Source organism: Microcoleus sp. S13_B4 (genome assembly GCF_036700885.1).
Lineage (GTDB): Bacteria > Cyanobacteriota > Cyanobacteriia > Cyanobacteriales > Microcoleaceae > Microcoleus.
Genome location: NZ_JAUBPU010000003.1, coordinates 185,322 through 200,815, shown reverse-complemented (window position 1 = coordinate 200,815; position 15,494 = coordinate 185,322). Strand labels below are relative to the sequence as shown.

Here is a 15,494-nt window from a genome sequence, read left to right as displayed (position 1 = left end):
TGAAAAAACGGCAAAACGAGGGACAGTAGTTCAATTGGTTAGAGCACCGCCCTGTCACGGCGGAAGTTGCGGGTTCGAGCCCCGTCTGTCCCGTTCTCTCGTAAATAGAAAGTTTAAACCTTTCATAAATCTCTTTCTAAATTGAGTTCGTTTGTAGTCAGGACTTCAGTCCTCCTGCGGATAAAAAAGGACTAAACTCCTGACTACGAATCTTATGCTATTTAGATAGCAGGACATGATTAAGGAGCGGGAAAATATGACCGTTACGAACATTAAGCCCTCACCGGAAGAAACGACACAACGGGTAGTATTATCTAATATCAGTTGGCAGACTTACGAAAGCTTATTAGCAGAAGCAGGAGACAAGAGATCCTCGCGATTTTCATATTCTCAAGGAGTCTTAGAAATTCTCATGCCATCCGAATTGCATGAAACTATTAACTGTTTGCTCAAACGGATTGTTACAGCTTTGACTGAGGAACTGGACTTGAAGATTAAGGGATTTGGTTCGACGACTCTCAACCGTGAAGATTTAGAACAAGGTGCAGAGCCAGATTCATGTTTTTATATCCAAAATGTCGATCGCATTCTAGGGAGAAGGCTTGACATCTCAACCGATCCTCCCCCAGACTTGGTAATTGAAGTTGATATTACCAGTCCTTCTTCTAATCGATTTGTAGTTTACACACAGCTAGAAATCCCTGAAGTTTGGCGGTATCGGGGACAAACTGTACAAATTTATCAATTGCAAAATCGGGAATATATTACCTGCGATCGCAGTCCGACATTTCCGATCCTTTCTGTAGCAATGCTCAATCAATTCTTGCAGATGGCAGAAACTCAAGATGACAATGCCATAATTCGGTCTTTGCGTCAATGGGCGAACGACCAGTTGCGATCGCCCGAAAATGAGCAATAATATTTAACTTAATTTAACTAATTCCTTTCTTCCACGGACGATCGACTCCCAGCAGCGCTCAAAGGTGTGGAATAATAAACGGTCGGGCTATCTGATATGTCAAAACCAGGACGATGGGCACGAGAATAGGAATAGCAACTAGCAATCCCCATTTGCCAAACCTAAGTTTTTGACCGTCCGATTTTAACAGGAAAATCACAGCGGCAATTCCCATAAGTATCCAGAGACCACCGAAGCCCATGAAGACTGTATAGCCTGCATCTTGCATTTTTTTTGACCTTTAATAGTAGTCCATCTTTAATGTTAGTTGCAGTCTGTTTCTGCTGACATTTTCTGATCGAGCGATCGAACTTATTAAATATTACTCATTTCGAGTTGGGTCGGCAGCGGCCTTGACTTTCGCACTCAATTCGCTGAGTTCGATCGCTCATAATAGTTGCTAAATCCGGCCTTCCCGTCAGCATCAGCCGCCAGTCCGCCCAAATTCCGTACAGCCAATTGGCGATCGCCCCGAGCACTGGTAACTTAGTAACTGCATAAATCCATCCCATCCCTAAAATCTCGTAGGTGCGGCGAAAAACCTCTACATTTTTAACCGTCGTACCGTCGGGTAATATCGCGTGAATCCGACCCATCGCCGTTTCGTAGTCGATTCCGCCGTGGGCTTCGGGGTTGTAGCCATCATCCGCAATATCCACAAACGACACTAAACCTCGCCCCGCGTCGCGTTTTTTCAAGAAATTAACCTCCCGCACGCACAGAGGACATTCACCGTCGTACAGCAACTCAATCTGCCAAGCAGGCGCAGCAGACTCGGGTGAGGGCGCAACAGATTCGGAAAACTCGGTTTTAGCAGCAGACATAGGGAAATATATTTTAATTTCGTCGATCGCACACAAACATTTTACAAGCATCAATAGTTATCAGGTGCGCCTTGGGTACTCCTAAAGCAGTTATTTGTGCTGTGAAAAATAGTCCCAAAGGTGAATCCAGTCTTGGTCGCCCGCAAGCTAATATCATCAAGATGCCCTCTCCTGCCTTGCCGGAGACTTTCGCCCGATCGCTCGTTAGCTCCGCGATCCGAAGGAAAGCCCTCGAAGAGGATCGCCTATTATCAAGCAATTCGAGGCAAAGCACCTGCCAAGCACAACTGTTAATTCGGCAACAAAATATAATAAAATTTAAAGTCTTAAACATCAGCTATTCCCCCAACCAGCAAATCGCCCAATCTAAAAGCACAAATCTACATGAATGTCAGAGTCCGTCTAGCCCCCAGTCCCACCGGAAACCTACACATCGGTACCGCCAGAACCGCCGTATTTAACTGGCTGTTTGCCCGCAACCAAGGCGGAAAATTCATCCTGCGGGTAGAAGACACAGACGTAGAACGTTCTAAAAGCGAATACACCGATAACATCCTCGAAGGACTCACCTGGCTGGGTATGAACTGGGACGAAGGTCCGAGTTTTCAGTCGCAGCGTCTGGAAATATACCGCCGAGCAGTCCAAACCCTTCTAGACAATGGACTCGCCTACCGCTGCTACACCACGTCGGAAGAACTCGACGAAATGCGGGAAGCACAAAAAGCCAACAAACAAGCCCCCCGCTACGACAACCGGCACCGCAACTTGACAAGCAAAGAGCGCGCAGCTTTTGAAGGCGAAGGGCGACAAGCTGTGATTCGGTTTATCATCGACGATGATCGCACGATCGCGTGGAACGACATGGTACGCGACACCGTAACCTGGAAAGGTAGCGACCTCGGCGGCGATATGGTGATTGCCCGTGCATCCAGCGGCGGCGTTATCGGCCAACCCCTCTACAACCTCGCAGTAGTTGTCGATGACATCGACATGGGCATCACCCACGTCATCCGCGGGGAAGATCACATCGGCAATACTCCGAAACAAATATTGCTCTACGAAGCTTTGGGCGCGACAATCCCAGAATTTGCCCACACGCCGCTGATTTTAAACTCCCAAGGGCAAAAGCTTTCTAAACGCGACGGCGTAACCTCGATTTCTGACTTCAAAGATATGGGCTACCTGCCCGAAGCTTTAGTTAATTACATGACTTTGCTCGGTTGGACTCCGCCGGATTCAACGCAGGAAATATTTACACTGTCGGAAGCAGCAGAATTATTTACATTCTATCGAGTCAACAAAGCCGGTGCAAAATTTGACTGGGATAAACTCAATTGGCTGAACAGTCAATATCTGCACAAAATGCCAGTGCCGCAATTGACAGATTTGCTGATACCTTATTGGTGGCAGAAAGGCGGTTATGAGTTTGACTTGGAGGCAGACCGCCCCTGGCTCGAACAAATAGCTGCTTTAATCGGCCCGAGTCTCGTTCGCTTAACCGATGCTGTGGATATGTGTAAGGTATTCTTCTCCACCACCGTGGAACACGAAGAAGAAGCACTCGCACAATTGCAGCAAACAGGGGCGGCACAGGCTTTACAAGCAGTTTTAGAAGCTATGGAAAGTCATTCATCCCTGACATCAGCGGAAGCTCAGAAAATCACTAAAAAGCTCAGTAAAGAGAAAAATCTTAACAAAGGGCTAATTATGCGATCGCTCAGAGCCGCTCTGACAGGTGCAATGCACGGCCCCGACCTGATAGAATCTTGGGTAATCCTTCACCAACGAGGAACGGCTAAAACCCGTTTGCTTGATGCCATTAGCAACTTGAATTTGCCGGCTGTTGGTGTCGCGGACGAAACTTCTACCCCAGAACAACCAAAGGCAGAAACAGTCGCTGAAACTTCTGCTACAGAACAGTCAGCAGCAGAGGTTTCAAAAGTCGAAACACCGACTATTGAAACAATCAAAACCCCGGTTGTTGAACCATCAGCAGCAGAGGTTTCAGAAGTCGAAAAACTTGCGCTCGAAACAGTCGAAACGCCGACTGTCGAACCAGCAGTGGAAGTTACAGCAGTCGAAATACCGACTTCAGAAACAGGCGAAGTGTCGGCTCTTGAACCAACCGACGGGGAGGTTGCAGCAGTCGAAATACCGGCTCTTGAAACAGTCGCAGCAGCAGTTGAAATACCTGCCGCCAACCAGCAAACAACTATTGCGAGTGGAGAAATGACTTCATCAAACGAACCAGAAACAACCGTTATCATCACCGAAATTCCTGCCGGAAATGAAGCAGACAGTTCCAGCGATACCACAAAAGTCATAATTACCGACGAAACACCAAGTCAGACCCAGCAGATCAAAGAACAAATTATCGCAATTTTGTCCGAGTTTCCCGCTTACATCGGCAGCTTTTACGAACAGTACAAAAGTCCCCTGACTGTTGTCGGTGTAATTTTAGCCTCGATTATCTCTTTGAAAGTGCTTTTGGGCATAGTAGACGAACTCAACGACATCCCCCTGCTAGCACCCACATTCGAGCTAATTGGTATCGGATACGCGGTATGGTTTGTCTACCGCTATTTGCTGCGATCGTCCAATCGGCAACAATTAGGTCAAGAAATTCAAGCCTTGAAAGAACAAATTTTCGGCAAAAAGTCCTAAACTTTTGCTAGTAATTTGTTGAATTTGTACCCGGCATGGACAACTTATTTAAAGTTGTGAGTGTCGGGTTTTTAAATGACTAATGACTAATGATACCAATTTCGCTAGCATCGGAATAGTAAAATCCCGTCAACAGTCAACAATACGAATGGTGCAACCGGAATTGATCTAATTCGTCTGCGTTAATCGGTGTTTATCTGCCCTCATCTGCGGTAAAAAAAAGAGGATTTCTGAACCGCAGATGACAAGGTATTGACGCTGATTCACGCACAGGTCGAGAAGAGAGATAGGAATCATTCCGATGCTAACAGATTGGATAAGTAATGATTAATAACAATTAACTAAACCCCAGCCGCAGTAAAAGCCGCCCAATAATAAGGATTGGCAAAAGGATAAGGTTTGCGGTTGCGAATTTGCTGCAAAGAAGCCTCCGCAATTAGGCGAGAACTTGGAGAAAGCCGATCGAACATTTGCGAAATTTGAGGTTGAAAATCCGCCAGCAACACCTCCAACTCCTCGCTAGTCAAATCCCGCAGCCACCTTTGAGCGTCCCCCAGCGCGATCGCCACATCTCCCACCTGCAACGCAGAAAACCGTCCCAGATTTTCATAAAACTTGCTCGTCAGCAGTAGCGTAGAAACATCGTTCACCTTCCAAAGACTGCTCACCACACTAGACGTGCCAGCATACAACAAACCCGCCGACAAACCCACAAAATCTCCTCCAGCACCGCTAACTCCGCCAGCGGCAATTTCGCAACCCGATAAAGTAACTAAAAAATATGGCCGAAAATCCAGATTAAAAATTTCCTCCAAACTCAGAGAATCATTCCTCAAAAACACTGCGGATTTCAGCGGCCAAGCCAAATTAAGCAAACTCAAACAAGCAAAATGAGCGCATTTTTTCTGCTGCAACTGCCCTATTTGCTGGGGCAAATTCCCATTATCAGCAGACCTTTCTTGGGAAAAAGCCCCTTTAATTGCCGGCTTATGGCGCACAACTTCTGTACTGGCAAAATACTGGGAAATATTGCCGATTTCAATGTTGCTGTAGAACGCATCTCTGGTGAAAGTTGGAATTGCCAAAAGGTGCTGCAAACCTGGTCTGTACCGACCAATAGCCGCTCCGTGTGCACTTTGTCTCAACAGCAATAGCTGACAGCTAGGAGCATAGCGAATTCCTCCAGGAAATCGATCGATCAAATAAGCAGCAGGCGCTGCAACGTCGCCAAAAGACGAACTTTGAGAAAAATCCGAAAGGCTGTAGGTTTCCACATCAAAACCGCTGCGATCGCTCCACCCAGACCTAAAAATTCCCCCACCGTCCTCAAACCCGTCTCTCCCCGCCAAAGGCAAAGCGTGGAGTGGCAAAGCGTGCAAAAATCGGTGTGGCACAAAAATCAGCCGATCGCAATTATCAGGAATCAGCGCCACCACTTGATCGATTTCCAGCATCGTAGCCAAGCGTTTGAGGCGAGTCGGGAGATGATTGATCCAGCGACCTTTTTGTTCAGAATAAGCGGTGAGGTACTCCTGGCCCCAACTTTCGGCAGCCAAAGCATTTTCCGGGGAACACAGGTGAACGGCGGGATATTGTTCACTCTTCACCACCACAAAAGCAACCAGCAACTCCCCCAAACTCGCCCACACCACAGCAGCGCAATTGTCATCAGGCAACAATTGGCGAATTTGCTCGAAAGCGATCGGTTCAACTTTGTGAGCTAGGCTGAAGAAAGGATCGTTTGCCTGCACCTCCCGCGCAATCAACCTATCAAACTGCTTCCACAATTGATTTAAGTGCAAGAAGTCCGAGTTCGGCAGTAGAGAACCGCTGCTCAAACCTTGGCTATCGCCCTCAGAAATCAAGGTCGTATTCGGGTCAGGTTCTCCCTGTTCTTGGTGCCGCTGTTCCCCCGCTATTTCCAGTTGCAGCGACTCCAACTCGCTTCGCACCGCTGCAGGAATTTCGGCTTTCGGAGTCAAGTGGCATTTAACCAGCAGTTCTACCAAATTCCGATTTTTGTGGCGTTCGGCGTATTCCAGAGCCTTAGCGTAATATTCAGGTTGGCTAGCGCCGAGTTCCAGGCAAACTTGCACTAGGCATTTATAGAGCCCAGCCCAGGTGCGGGTTAATTTGACTTTTGCGGTACTCGTCTGATCGCCAAAATCGACTGTATCAACCCCAACTTCGCAACGCAAGAATTCAACAGTATCGACCGCAGCAGTAAAAACCCCGTAGGCGCGAAGCAAGTCGCCTCGAACTCGGTAAGCTTGACCCAAATAAAATAAAATTTCAGCCCAGCGGTGGGGATAGGTTTCGCGAGTGTAGACTTGGCAGGCGCTGTGATAGCAGGCGATCGCACTTTCCATGTGGGACAAGTTTTCCGCCTCGGTCAGTTGCGAATAAGCCCTGCCGAGATAAATTTGCAGCATGGCCCAGCGGTTGGGATATGCCTGCCTGGTGTAGACTTCGCCCGCATTTTGATAGCAGGCGATCGCGCTTTTTAGGTTGCGGTTTTTTTCCCCTTTCACGTGTTCGCAGAAAGCGCGGCCGAGGTAAGCACACAGCATTGCCCAGCGTTCGGGAGTTTTTTGGCGGTTGCAAAACAGCAAAGCATTTTGATAGCAGACGATCGCCATTTCCATATTTTCGGCTTTTTCCCCTTTCACCCGCCGACTGTAGATCCTACCGAGGTAAGTTTGGATCGAAGCCCAAGCTTCGGGAAATTTGATGCGGGTGTAGACTTGTAAAGCATTTTGATAGCAGGCGATCGCCATTTCCAAATTTTCCACCGGATCGCCTTTGATGCGATCGACAAACACCCGACCCAAATTCCTTTGAGTCGTCGCCCACTGCTGCGGAAAAGCTTCCCGAGTCCGCACCTGCAAAGCTCTCTGATAGCACGTAACCGCGTATTCGAGATTTTCAGCTCGGTTGCCCCGCAGCAACTCGCAGTAAGCATTTGCCAAATTATTTTGAGTTGTAGCCCAACGCCGGGGAAACACCTTGCGGTTGTAGACTTGCAAAGCATTCTGGTAGCAAGCGACTGCCAGTTCCAAATTTTCAGCTCGGTTGCCCCGCAGCCGCCGGCTGTAAGCACGGCCGAGATTGTTTTGAGTGCTCGCCCACTCTTCCCCGAAAGTTTCGCGGGTGCGAACTCGCAGCGCGTTTTGATAGCAGGCGATCGCCTGTTCTAGATTGTCTGCCGGATCTCCCCTGAGACGCTCGCTGTAAGCGTTGCCCAGATTGTTTTGTAGCGTCGCCCACTGTTCCGGGTACTGTTCGGGCGTGCGTACTTGTAGGGCATTTTCAAAGCAAGCGATCGCCTGTTCGATATTTTGAGCCTTATCACCTTTGGGACGATCGCTGTAAGCGTTGCCCAGATTGTTTTGCATCACCGCCCATTCTTGGGGAAAGTCTTTGCGCGTAAACACCTTGGCAACTGTTTCGTAACCGGCAATTTCGATTTCCAAGTTATTAGCTTTGCTGCCGAGGGGAAACCGCCCAATTTTGTTGCTCAGATTGCCGATTAACGCTGCAATGCGCCTAGTCTCCGATTCTTTGGCAGCAGAAAACACCAAATTTGCCCAGCAGCGCAGCAGTTGTGCAAAATTCTGGTCGAGTTTATCTAAATTGTTTCTCAGCAGCGAGTACAGGTGCTGCGAATCAGCGCTGCGCGTCACTGCCTGCAATACTTCTGCTAAAAAAGCCAGATATGCTGCCCCGGTTGCGGGCAATTTATAATTGCCCTTTGCAGATTCTAAGGGTGCGATCGCCCTTTGGAAAAATTTTGCAGCTTTCAGCAAACTTTCTCGCGTCAGTGCCGGTTCTTCCAAATAAAGCGTTTGCACGAACCCAAAGTCGATCGACTTTGGGTTCGTCCTCAAAATCAAATCTATTCCTGAGTCCCCAGGATTTTCCAGCAGCGCTTGGAGCATATTAACATCAGTTTTGCGACGCTGTTCGTCCATCGTGCATTCCGCCAAACTATTAACCATAGGAGCGCTGATTCCGTGCAACCAAGTGAACTACCCACCCCTAAATCGTAGTACCGAATATAGTAGGGGCTTCTGTACTCATAGGCGAGTGCCTTAGCTTATACTTTCCTCCCAGCTTTGGTCTTACCTCGCATCCTACTAAAGCCGAAACGGCTGAACCTTCCGCCTTTAGTATTTTGATACCTTCTGCTTTCATCTTTATCGCTGCGTTCCCCTCCCGATCGCGATCTGTAGCACAGTGAGGACAAGTCCCTTCCCTCATATCTAATGGCATCTCGGTCATTGGATAGAAACAATTAGAACAGAGTTTAGAACTGGAAACCCCTCTATCAAGCTCGACTAAGTTCCCGCCTTTGCGTTCCAACTTGTAGGCTAAGAAGTTGGTAAAACTTCCCAAAACCTCATCTAATATTGCTTTCGCCAAATTTGAATTGCGAATCCTGTTCCCGAAATGAAAGTTTTCTACTATGACCGCGAGGCGATCGCTGACCAACTTATAACTAAGTTTATGTAGAAAATCTTGCCGTGAATTCCTAAATCGTTCGCATACCTTGGCAACAGCTTTTCTATATTTATACCTAGAATTACTTTTTTTCTGCTGGTTCCTTAACTTTGGCTGCTTGCGCTTCCAGTTCTTCTTGTGCTTTGCCTTGTCAAATTTAGATACTTTTTCGCCCTCGGTGACAATAGCAAAGTATTTCACTCCTAAATCAATGGCATAAATCCTACCTTCTTTTGTTGTGGGGTTCTCACTCTCAATTTCGGTCAGTATAGATGCCAGATATTTCCCTGAATAATTTTTACTAATAATAATTCCACTCTTAATTTGACCCTCAATGAATCTCTGTTTTTTGGGTGTGGCTATTCCTATATTGCGGAAATTTTTAACATGGGCATCTACCTTGGTGAACTTTTGAGCATACGAAAATGACTGTTTCTTACCCTGAAATTTTAACTTAGGAAACCCCGCAAGTTTATCAAAAAACTTTTTGTGAACCGTGGTTAAGTGGATCGTAGTAGCTTGCAAAACTTGGCTATAACCCTCGCCTAACCCTGCACTTCCATCGGATTTTTTGATAGCAGCTAAAACTGTGTTGAACGCGGAGCAGCCAAGTCTTTTACCAGTTTTTTTATAAACTTCAGTTGATTTATTTTGACCATAATTAGACCACCAACCCGCACCCCCAAAAGTTGAAGCTACTTGTATTTTTTGATTTTGGGTAGGATACAAACGAACTGGGATAGCCTTGGGTAGCAATCAACCTCACCTCCTTGGTTCTTATATTCTCTCACAACATACAGTTGACGAGCAAAGTATTACGAAAAAATTTGCTGCCGAGGATTACATCTTTTCTCTGTTGAAAGCTGTCCCAAAAATTGCTTGAGGATGCAATCTTCGTCACCCGCCCTTCCCACTATAACGGTACTCCGTTTAGTGGGAAGGGCGCTAGTTAAACCAGGATTCACAAGTCCCAACAGACACGCCGATAGCGAAACTAGCACCTGCAATGGCTAATAGTATAATTTTGCCCGTTGCTTTTTATTGACACTCCCGGTTAAAAGCGCCGTCAGTCTTTCGGGGCGGGTTTCACAGACAGTTCTAAACTTGACAAACCCGCCCTGACAGACTTGCAGCGGGGCGGGTTTACTTTTACCCCGATCGGACTTAGGCTAAGAAACCCGGTTTCTGCGAAACTCTTGGGTTTAGTAACGAGAAATCTCGAAAGAAAGCGGGTTTCTGACGAAGAGTGTGTCTTGGACTAAGTGAGTTATCTAGGATATGGCGCGAGTTGCAGCGCTACAGCTAACAAAAATCAACTCACTAGATTTTACTGTACCGCTTGAGAGCGCAGCGCTGATTCCACTGCCTGCAGAGCTCGATCGACTTCAGCGGCAGTGACAATCAGCGGCGGGACAAACCTCAGCACTTTCGGCCCTGCAGGAACCAACAAAACTCCTGCGGCGATGGCAGATTTGACGATATCAGCGGATGTAAGTTCGATATCAGCTTGTAATTCCATCCCGACAATCAAACCCCAGCCGCGCACCTCAGCAATTAAATGCAGATATTCGGCCGCCAACTTGTTGAGCCCTGCTTTCAACTGTTCCCCGCGCTGCTGCACGTTTTCTAGAAGGTTTTCCCGTTCCAAAGTTTGGCAAACGCACAAAGCTACAGCGCAAGCAAAAGGATTGCCGCCGAAAGTGCTGGCGTGACTTCCCGGTTCAAATACATCGCAGAAAGATTTGCACAGCATAGCGCCGATCGGGATACCGCCGCCCAATCCTTTGGCAGATGTAAAGATATCCGGTTCAATGCCGAGGTTTTCGTAGCCCCAGTATTTGCCGCTGCGTCCCATCCCGACTTGCACTTCGTCGAGAATGAGCAAAATGCCTTTTTCGTCGCAAATTTCCCGAATTCGCTGGAAGTAGGCGATATCTCCGGGGCGAACTCCGCCTTCGCCTTGCAGCGCTTCCAGCATAATTGCAGCTACTTGGCGTTCGTCTTTGTCGAGTTGCTCGATCGCACTTTTGATCGCACTAATATCGTTGTAGGGCACATAGTGAAATCCCGGTACCAAGGGGCTAAAACCCTTTTGGTATTTAGGCTGTCCCGTTGCCGTAATTGTCGCCAAAGTCCGCCCGTGGAAACTCGCAACAGCGGTAATGATTGTCGGATTCGAGATATTTAATTTTTCGTGGGCGTACTTGCGGGCGAGTTTAATTGCCGCTTCATTAGCTTCCGCACCGGAGTTGCAAAAGAAGGCTCTGTCCGCGCAAGAATGGTCTACAAGCCACTTCGCCAGCTCGCCCTGTACGGGGATGTAATAAAGGTTAGAAACATGGTGCAGGGTCTGAATTTGCTGAGTTACCGCTGCAATCATTGCCGGGTGCGCGTGTCCCAGAGTGCAGGTAGCAATACCCGCCACAAAATCGAGATATTCGCGGCCCTCGGTATCCCAAACGCGGCAGCCGAGGCCCCGTTCTAGGGCGATCGCAAAACGCCCGTAAGTTGTCATTACATAGCTGTCGAAGCTTTCAGAACTGAAGGGACTGGCTTCGGCTTGCACGGTTGGTTCTTTTAGTAAGGTTTCTGGACTCACGAATCGCTCCTTAACACATAATATTCAGACCTCGATTGTACGGTAAAAATCCAGGTTAGCGGTGCAGGCTGTTAGTTTTGTCATAAAATCATAACAGTAACAACAATTAATCCCTCACAAATCTACTGATGAGTTATTACATTTCTCCTAACTTTCTCGATAAAGTTGCGGTGCACGTCACTAAGAACTTTTTAAATTTGCCCGGGGTAAGAGTTCCCCTAATTTTGGGAATTCATGGCCGAAAAGGAGAAGGCAAAACTTTTCAAACCGAACTGGTTTTTCGGCGGATGGGCTTTGAACCTGTGATGATATCTGGCGGGGAATTAGAAAGCCCGGATGCAGGAGATCCGGCGCGTTTAATTCGCTTGCGCTACCGGGAAGCGGCGGAGCAAATTAGGGTGCGGGGCGAGATGTGCGCCATCTTTATTAACGATTTGGATGCTGGTGCTGGCAGGTTCGATACTACTACTCAATATACTGTCAATACTCAGATGGTCAATGCCACTCTGATGAATATTGCTGATAATCCAACTAACGTGCAGTTACCCGGAAGTTATGACAGCACGCCACTGCATAGAGTGCCGATTATTGTCACCGGAAATGATTTTTCTACGCTGTACGCGCCGCTGATTCGCGACGGGCGGATGGAAAAGTTTTATTGGGAACCCAGCCGGGATGATAAAATTGGCATTGTTGGGGGAATTTTTGAGTCTGACAAATTGTCAAAAACCGATATTGTGGCGTTAGTTGATAATTTTGCAGATCAGGCGATCGACTTTTTTAGTGCTTTGCGATCGCGCATTTATGACGAACAAATCCGCGAATTCATTCACAAAGTAGGAATCGAGCGAGTTTCCAAGCGTTTGGTAAACACTTTGGAAGCAGCGCCAGATTTCCATAACCCGAATTTCAGCCTCGCTCATTTATTAGAAATGGGCAGTTTGATGGTGGGTCAACAAAAGCGGATTAAGGAAATGCGCTTAGTAGATGAATACAACCAATCGCGGCTGTTTAACGTTCAAGGAACGCCCAATCCCCCTGCTGCTGCGCCCACGCAAAGTCAATTAAACGACCCCTCCTCGAAATATTATAAGGCTTACGAGGAGCCAAGTTCTGAAGTGGGTAACGGTCATGCGGCGCGGCTGAGTTCCGAGGTATTGGAACAAGTAAAGCAGTTGTTAGCAAGAGGCTGCAAAATTGGCATGGAATATGCAGATAATCGCCGATTTAAAACGGGTTCTTGGCAAAGTTGCGCGACGATTAAAACTGCACAGGAAAAAGATGTGGTTGCATCTTTAGAAACTTGTTTGGCGGAACACGGCGGCGAATACGTGCGGCTGATTGGTATCGATCCAAAAGTCAAGCGGCGGGTAGTTGAAACAATTATTCAGCGGCCGCAGGGTTAAAGCTGAAGTAGTTGAAGTTATGAAGGACAGAACATTGTTCATAGGTGTCAACTTAAGCTGTCAGCCGGCCCACCCGGTAGTCCGCCAGTCCGCCAGGGAATGAATTCCCTGTCTAATAGCTAAAGTCCTCTGAAGAGGACTAATGAGTTTAAAAATTTTTATTCTCATATCAATTCCGGTTGCATTGGATGATTAAACCGCAGAGTACGCAGAGAACGCAGAGGAAGAAAACAGAGAGATGAATAATTCCGATGCTAACGGATTTGATATCAGTCCTCTTTAGAGGACTTTAGCTTTGAGGCAGGGGTTTCAACCCCTGTCGGACTATCGGTTTAACGTTAAGTTGACAGCAATGAACACTGTTGTGTCCCTACAGGCAATATCTTCTTACTCTCGCTGTAGACTACTGGACAGACAGAGATGATGCAAACCAGCGGCGAATTAATTCAACTTGGAAACGGTAGCCCTCACTAACTTCCTCAATCAATTCGCGTTGCAGAAGTAAATTGAGAGCATGGGATTTATCGGGAAAGTGTTGCAAAATAGTTAATCGGCTGACTGTTGCCCCTTCTCCTCGTGCTGCCAAAAACTGCAAAATATCTAATCCTGCTGCATCTGCTTGATTGCTTTGAATATCGGCAAAAAAGAAACTGCCAACACTTAAAGCCTGTGGTATTGCTGCTTCTACATCCGCTAAAGTTGCCAGTCGGCGGCTAGATGGATCTTGCTCGTTTTTTAGTGCGATAATTTCAGCGCAGAGGAGTTGTATTAGGAAAGGGTGACAGCGGGTGAGTTGCAAGACTCGCTCAACCGCATTGGGTTCGTAACGCAGGGTAAAATCTTGGACGGGTTGCTCAATTAGTTGACGCGCTTCGGGTTGTTTCAGGTAGCTGATATGAACGACTTGGACATTGATTAAATAGCTAGCCCAACGCTGAAATTCTTCTATTGTATGGGAACCAGCTAGCAGCACTTTGAAGCGGGGACGATGTTGAATCAGGTGACGCAACATTCCCAGAACATCCTCCTCATCAAAGCGTCCTTTTGTGATGGCATTATCTAGGACCTCGAATTCATCCAAGGCAAGCAGGGCAATATTTTGTTGTAGCGCTTGAATCGGTGTAGGCGTTGCGCGGCACATTTGGGGAGGTCATCCGATTTTAGATTTTAGATTTTAGATTTTAGATTGAGCCCACAGATAAATGCGAGGGCTTGCGATCAAATTGCTTTACGTACTTAATTTTGAGTGGTTCCATAAATATAACGATCGCTAGAAAAGTAGATCAAATAAAGGATTCAATAAATGATCGAAGGACTGCATCTGTTTTAACCCTTCTTCCTGCCAATCATCCCCCATTTCCTCATCTTCCAAACTAAATAATCGTTCTTGACAAAGGATTTGCAGCAGCAGAGGCCAGCATTTACTTTGAGTCAAAATCCACTCGACATCCTCAGCCGGAAAAGGCATGGGCGAACTGGCTATCAACTCGCGCGCTTCAGCTTCAGTCATAGCTCCGAGAGTTGTGGTATTATATCGAAAGATATTGAAAAAAGGCAAACTATGTCCGGTGCTACGCGCTAATTCGATCGGCGATACTGGAGTTGCCAAGACAAACCCTAAATTCCCATTGGTTTGGTATGTTCTCAAAGAGTGCAAACTCTCCCAAAACTCATCATCTAATTCGGGACAGCGCTGTAAACCTACACCAATTTCATCAAATAAGATGACTGTAGGCTGAAGTAAATTACTGCTAACCACATCCATAAATCCCTCTAAGTCGCAAGGGCTGGGAACTGACATTTTTAGGCATTCTAAAATGTAGCGCAGCAACCCTTCCCGACTCTGCCGTCGCGGATCTTGAAAATCTACCAAAATCCAGCGATAGTTTTCTGGAGAGGGCAACCAGTCAGATTTTTGACCGGGACGCAACTGTGCTGTTGGGGTGGTGGTAATATTTTTCAAGTATTCCAGCAAAGAAGTCTTGCCACTGCCGCTCTTGCCGATAATGGCAGCATTTTGCAGGGGACGGCGTTTCAGTAAGTCGAATAAGCGTTTTAGTTCCTTCTTCCGCCCAAAAAAGTAGCGCGGATGGGTGATGGGAGTGCCAATTACAAACGAGGAAGTTTCGCTATCTTCTGCATTTTGCAGTTGATTTTTAGGAGCAAAATCATAGTCACCCTCCTCCAGTTTTAGCCGAAGCGCCCTAAAAACAAGTTCAAGAGAGCTTTTTTCGACTCCCTGACCCCGCACTATCTTCCTGACTGTATCAGGATGTAACGTTTCGCCGTTGAGCTCAAGTTGAATTTGTTCATGGATTTTACGGACGGCGTATCTTTCGCTGGTGATATCTAACCGATGTATCTCAGCCTGAAGTTTCTGCTTTCCTGTGGGTGTCAGTATCACACCGCGATCGCGCTGCTGCGTCCGTGAATTCATAAGTTGGCGAAGTTTAACGTTCGGGTGACGATATTCCCGAACTTAAGGAAGATAATAATAGTTTATATGAACTTAAGCCAGTAAACCAAGTTTGCTCGGATCTCAG

Annotated in this window: 9 protein-coding genes, 1 tRNA gene and 1 pseudogene; 5 read left to right on the top strand and 6 right to left on the bottom strand. The window is 47.1% G+C overall.

The window, feature by feature from the left end; genetic code table 11:
* Positions 1-19 precede the first annotated feature (19 nt).
* Together QT994_RS03635 and QT994_RS03630 are read left to right on the top strand one after the other, a co-directional pair.
* Positions 20-93: transfer RNA gene (locus QT994_RS03635), tRNA-Asp, on the top strand.
* Between the two features lie 163 nt (positions 94-256).
* Positions 257-919: a Uma2 family endonuclease gene (locus tag QT994_RS03630; RefSeq protein WP_333171850.1), complete on the top strand. Its 663-nt coding sequence runs from the start codon at positions 257-259 to the stop codon at positions 917-919.
* Between the two features lie 365 nt (positions 920-1,284).
* On the opposite strand, the gene QT994_RS03625 is transcribed toward QT994_RS03630, so the two are convergent.
* Complete coding sequence (locus QT994_RS03625; protein WP_333171848.1) at positions 1,285-1,833, bottom strand: DUF393 domain-containing protein; 549 nt, start codon at positions 1,831-1,833, stop codon at positions 1,285-1,287.
* Between the two features lie 333 nt (positions 1,834-2,166).
* Here QT994_RS03625 and gltX point away from each other — a divergent pair.
* Positions 2,167-3,609, top strand: a pseudogene (gene gltX / locus QT994_RS03620) (glutamate--tRNA ligase); the annotation flags it as partial.
* A gap of 402 nt (positions 3,610-4,011) precedes the next feature.
* Complete coding sequence (locus QT994_RS03615) at positions 4,012-4,446, top strand: CAAD domain-containing protein (RefSeq protein WP_333171936.1); 435 nt, start codon at positions 4,012-4,014, stop codon at positions 4,444-4,446.
* A 341-nt stretch (positions 4,447-4,787) separates the two neighbouring features.
* On the opposite strand, the gene QT994_RS03610 is transcribed toward QT994_RS03615, so the two are convergent.
* The 3 genes from QT994_RS03610 to QT994_RS03600 form a co-directional block, all read right to left on the bottom strand.
* Complete coding sequence (locus tag QT994_RS03610; RefSeq protein ID WP_333171846.1) at positions 4,788-8,444, bottom strand: CHAT domain-containing tetratricopeptide repeat protein; 3,657 nt, start codon at positions 8,442-8,444, stop codon at positions 4,788-4,790.
* 40 nt (positions 8,445-8,484) lie between these two features.
* Positions 8,485-9,675 (bottom strand): RNA-guided endonuclease InsQ/TnpB family protein, encoded by a 1,191-nt coding sequence (locus tag QT994_RS03605; protein ID WP_445243863.1) that lies wholly within the window; start codon positions 9,673-9,675, stop codon positions 8,485-8,487.
* Between the two features lie 598 nt (positions 9,676-10,273).
* Positions 10,274-11,545, bottom strand: coding sequence for an aspartate aminotransferase family protein (locus QT994_RS03600; RefSeq protein ID WP_333171842.1), 1,272 nt, complete (start codon positions 11,543-11,545; stop codon positions 10,274-10,276).
* Positions 11,546-11,673: 128 nt separating this feature from the next.
* On the opposite strand from QT994_RS03600, the gene QT994_RS03595 reads away from it, so the two are divergent.
* Positions 11,674-12,951: a ribulose bisphosphate carboxylase small subunit gene (locus QT994_RS03595; protein ID WP_333171840.1), complete on the top strand. Its 1,278-nt coding sequence runs from the start codon at positions 11,674-11,676 to the stop codon at positions 12,949-12,951.
* Positions 12,952-13,354: 403 nt separating this feature from the next.
* On the opposite strand, the gene QT994_RS03590 is transcribed toward QT994_RS03595, so the two are convergent.
* The gene (locus QT994_RS03590; RefSeq protein ID WP_333171838.1) at positions 13,355-14,092 is read right to left on the bottom strand and encodes a hypothetical protein; all 738 of its coding nucleotides are present in this window, start codon (positions 14,090-14,092) and stop codon (positions 13,355-13,357) included.
* Between the two features lie 129 nt (positions 14,093-14,221).
* Positions 14,222-15,388 carry an nSTAND1 domain-containing NTPase gene (locus QT994_RS03585; protein ID WP_333171837.1) on the bottom strand — a complete coding sequence of 389 codons (1,167 nt, stop codon included), beginning with the start codon at positions 15,386-15,388 and terminating at the stop codon, positions 14,222-14,224.
* Positions 15,389-15,494: the final 106 nt, after the last annotated feature.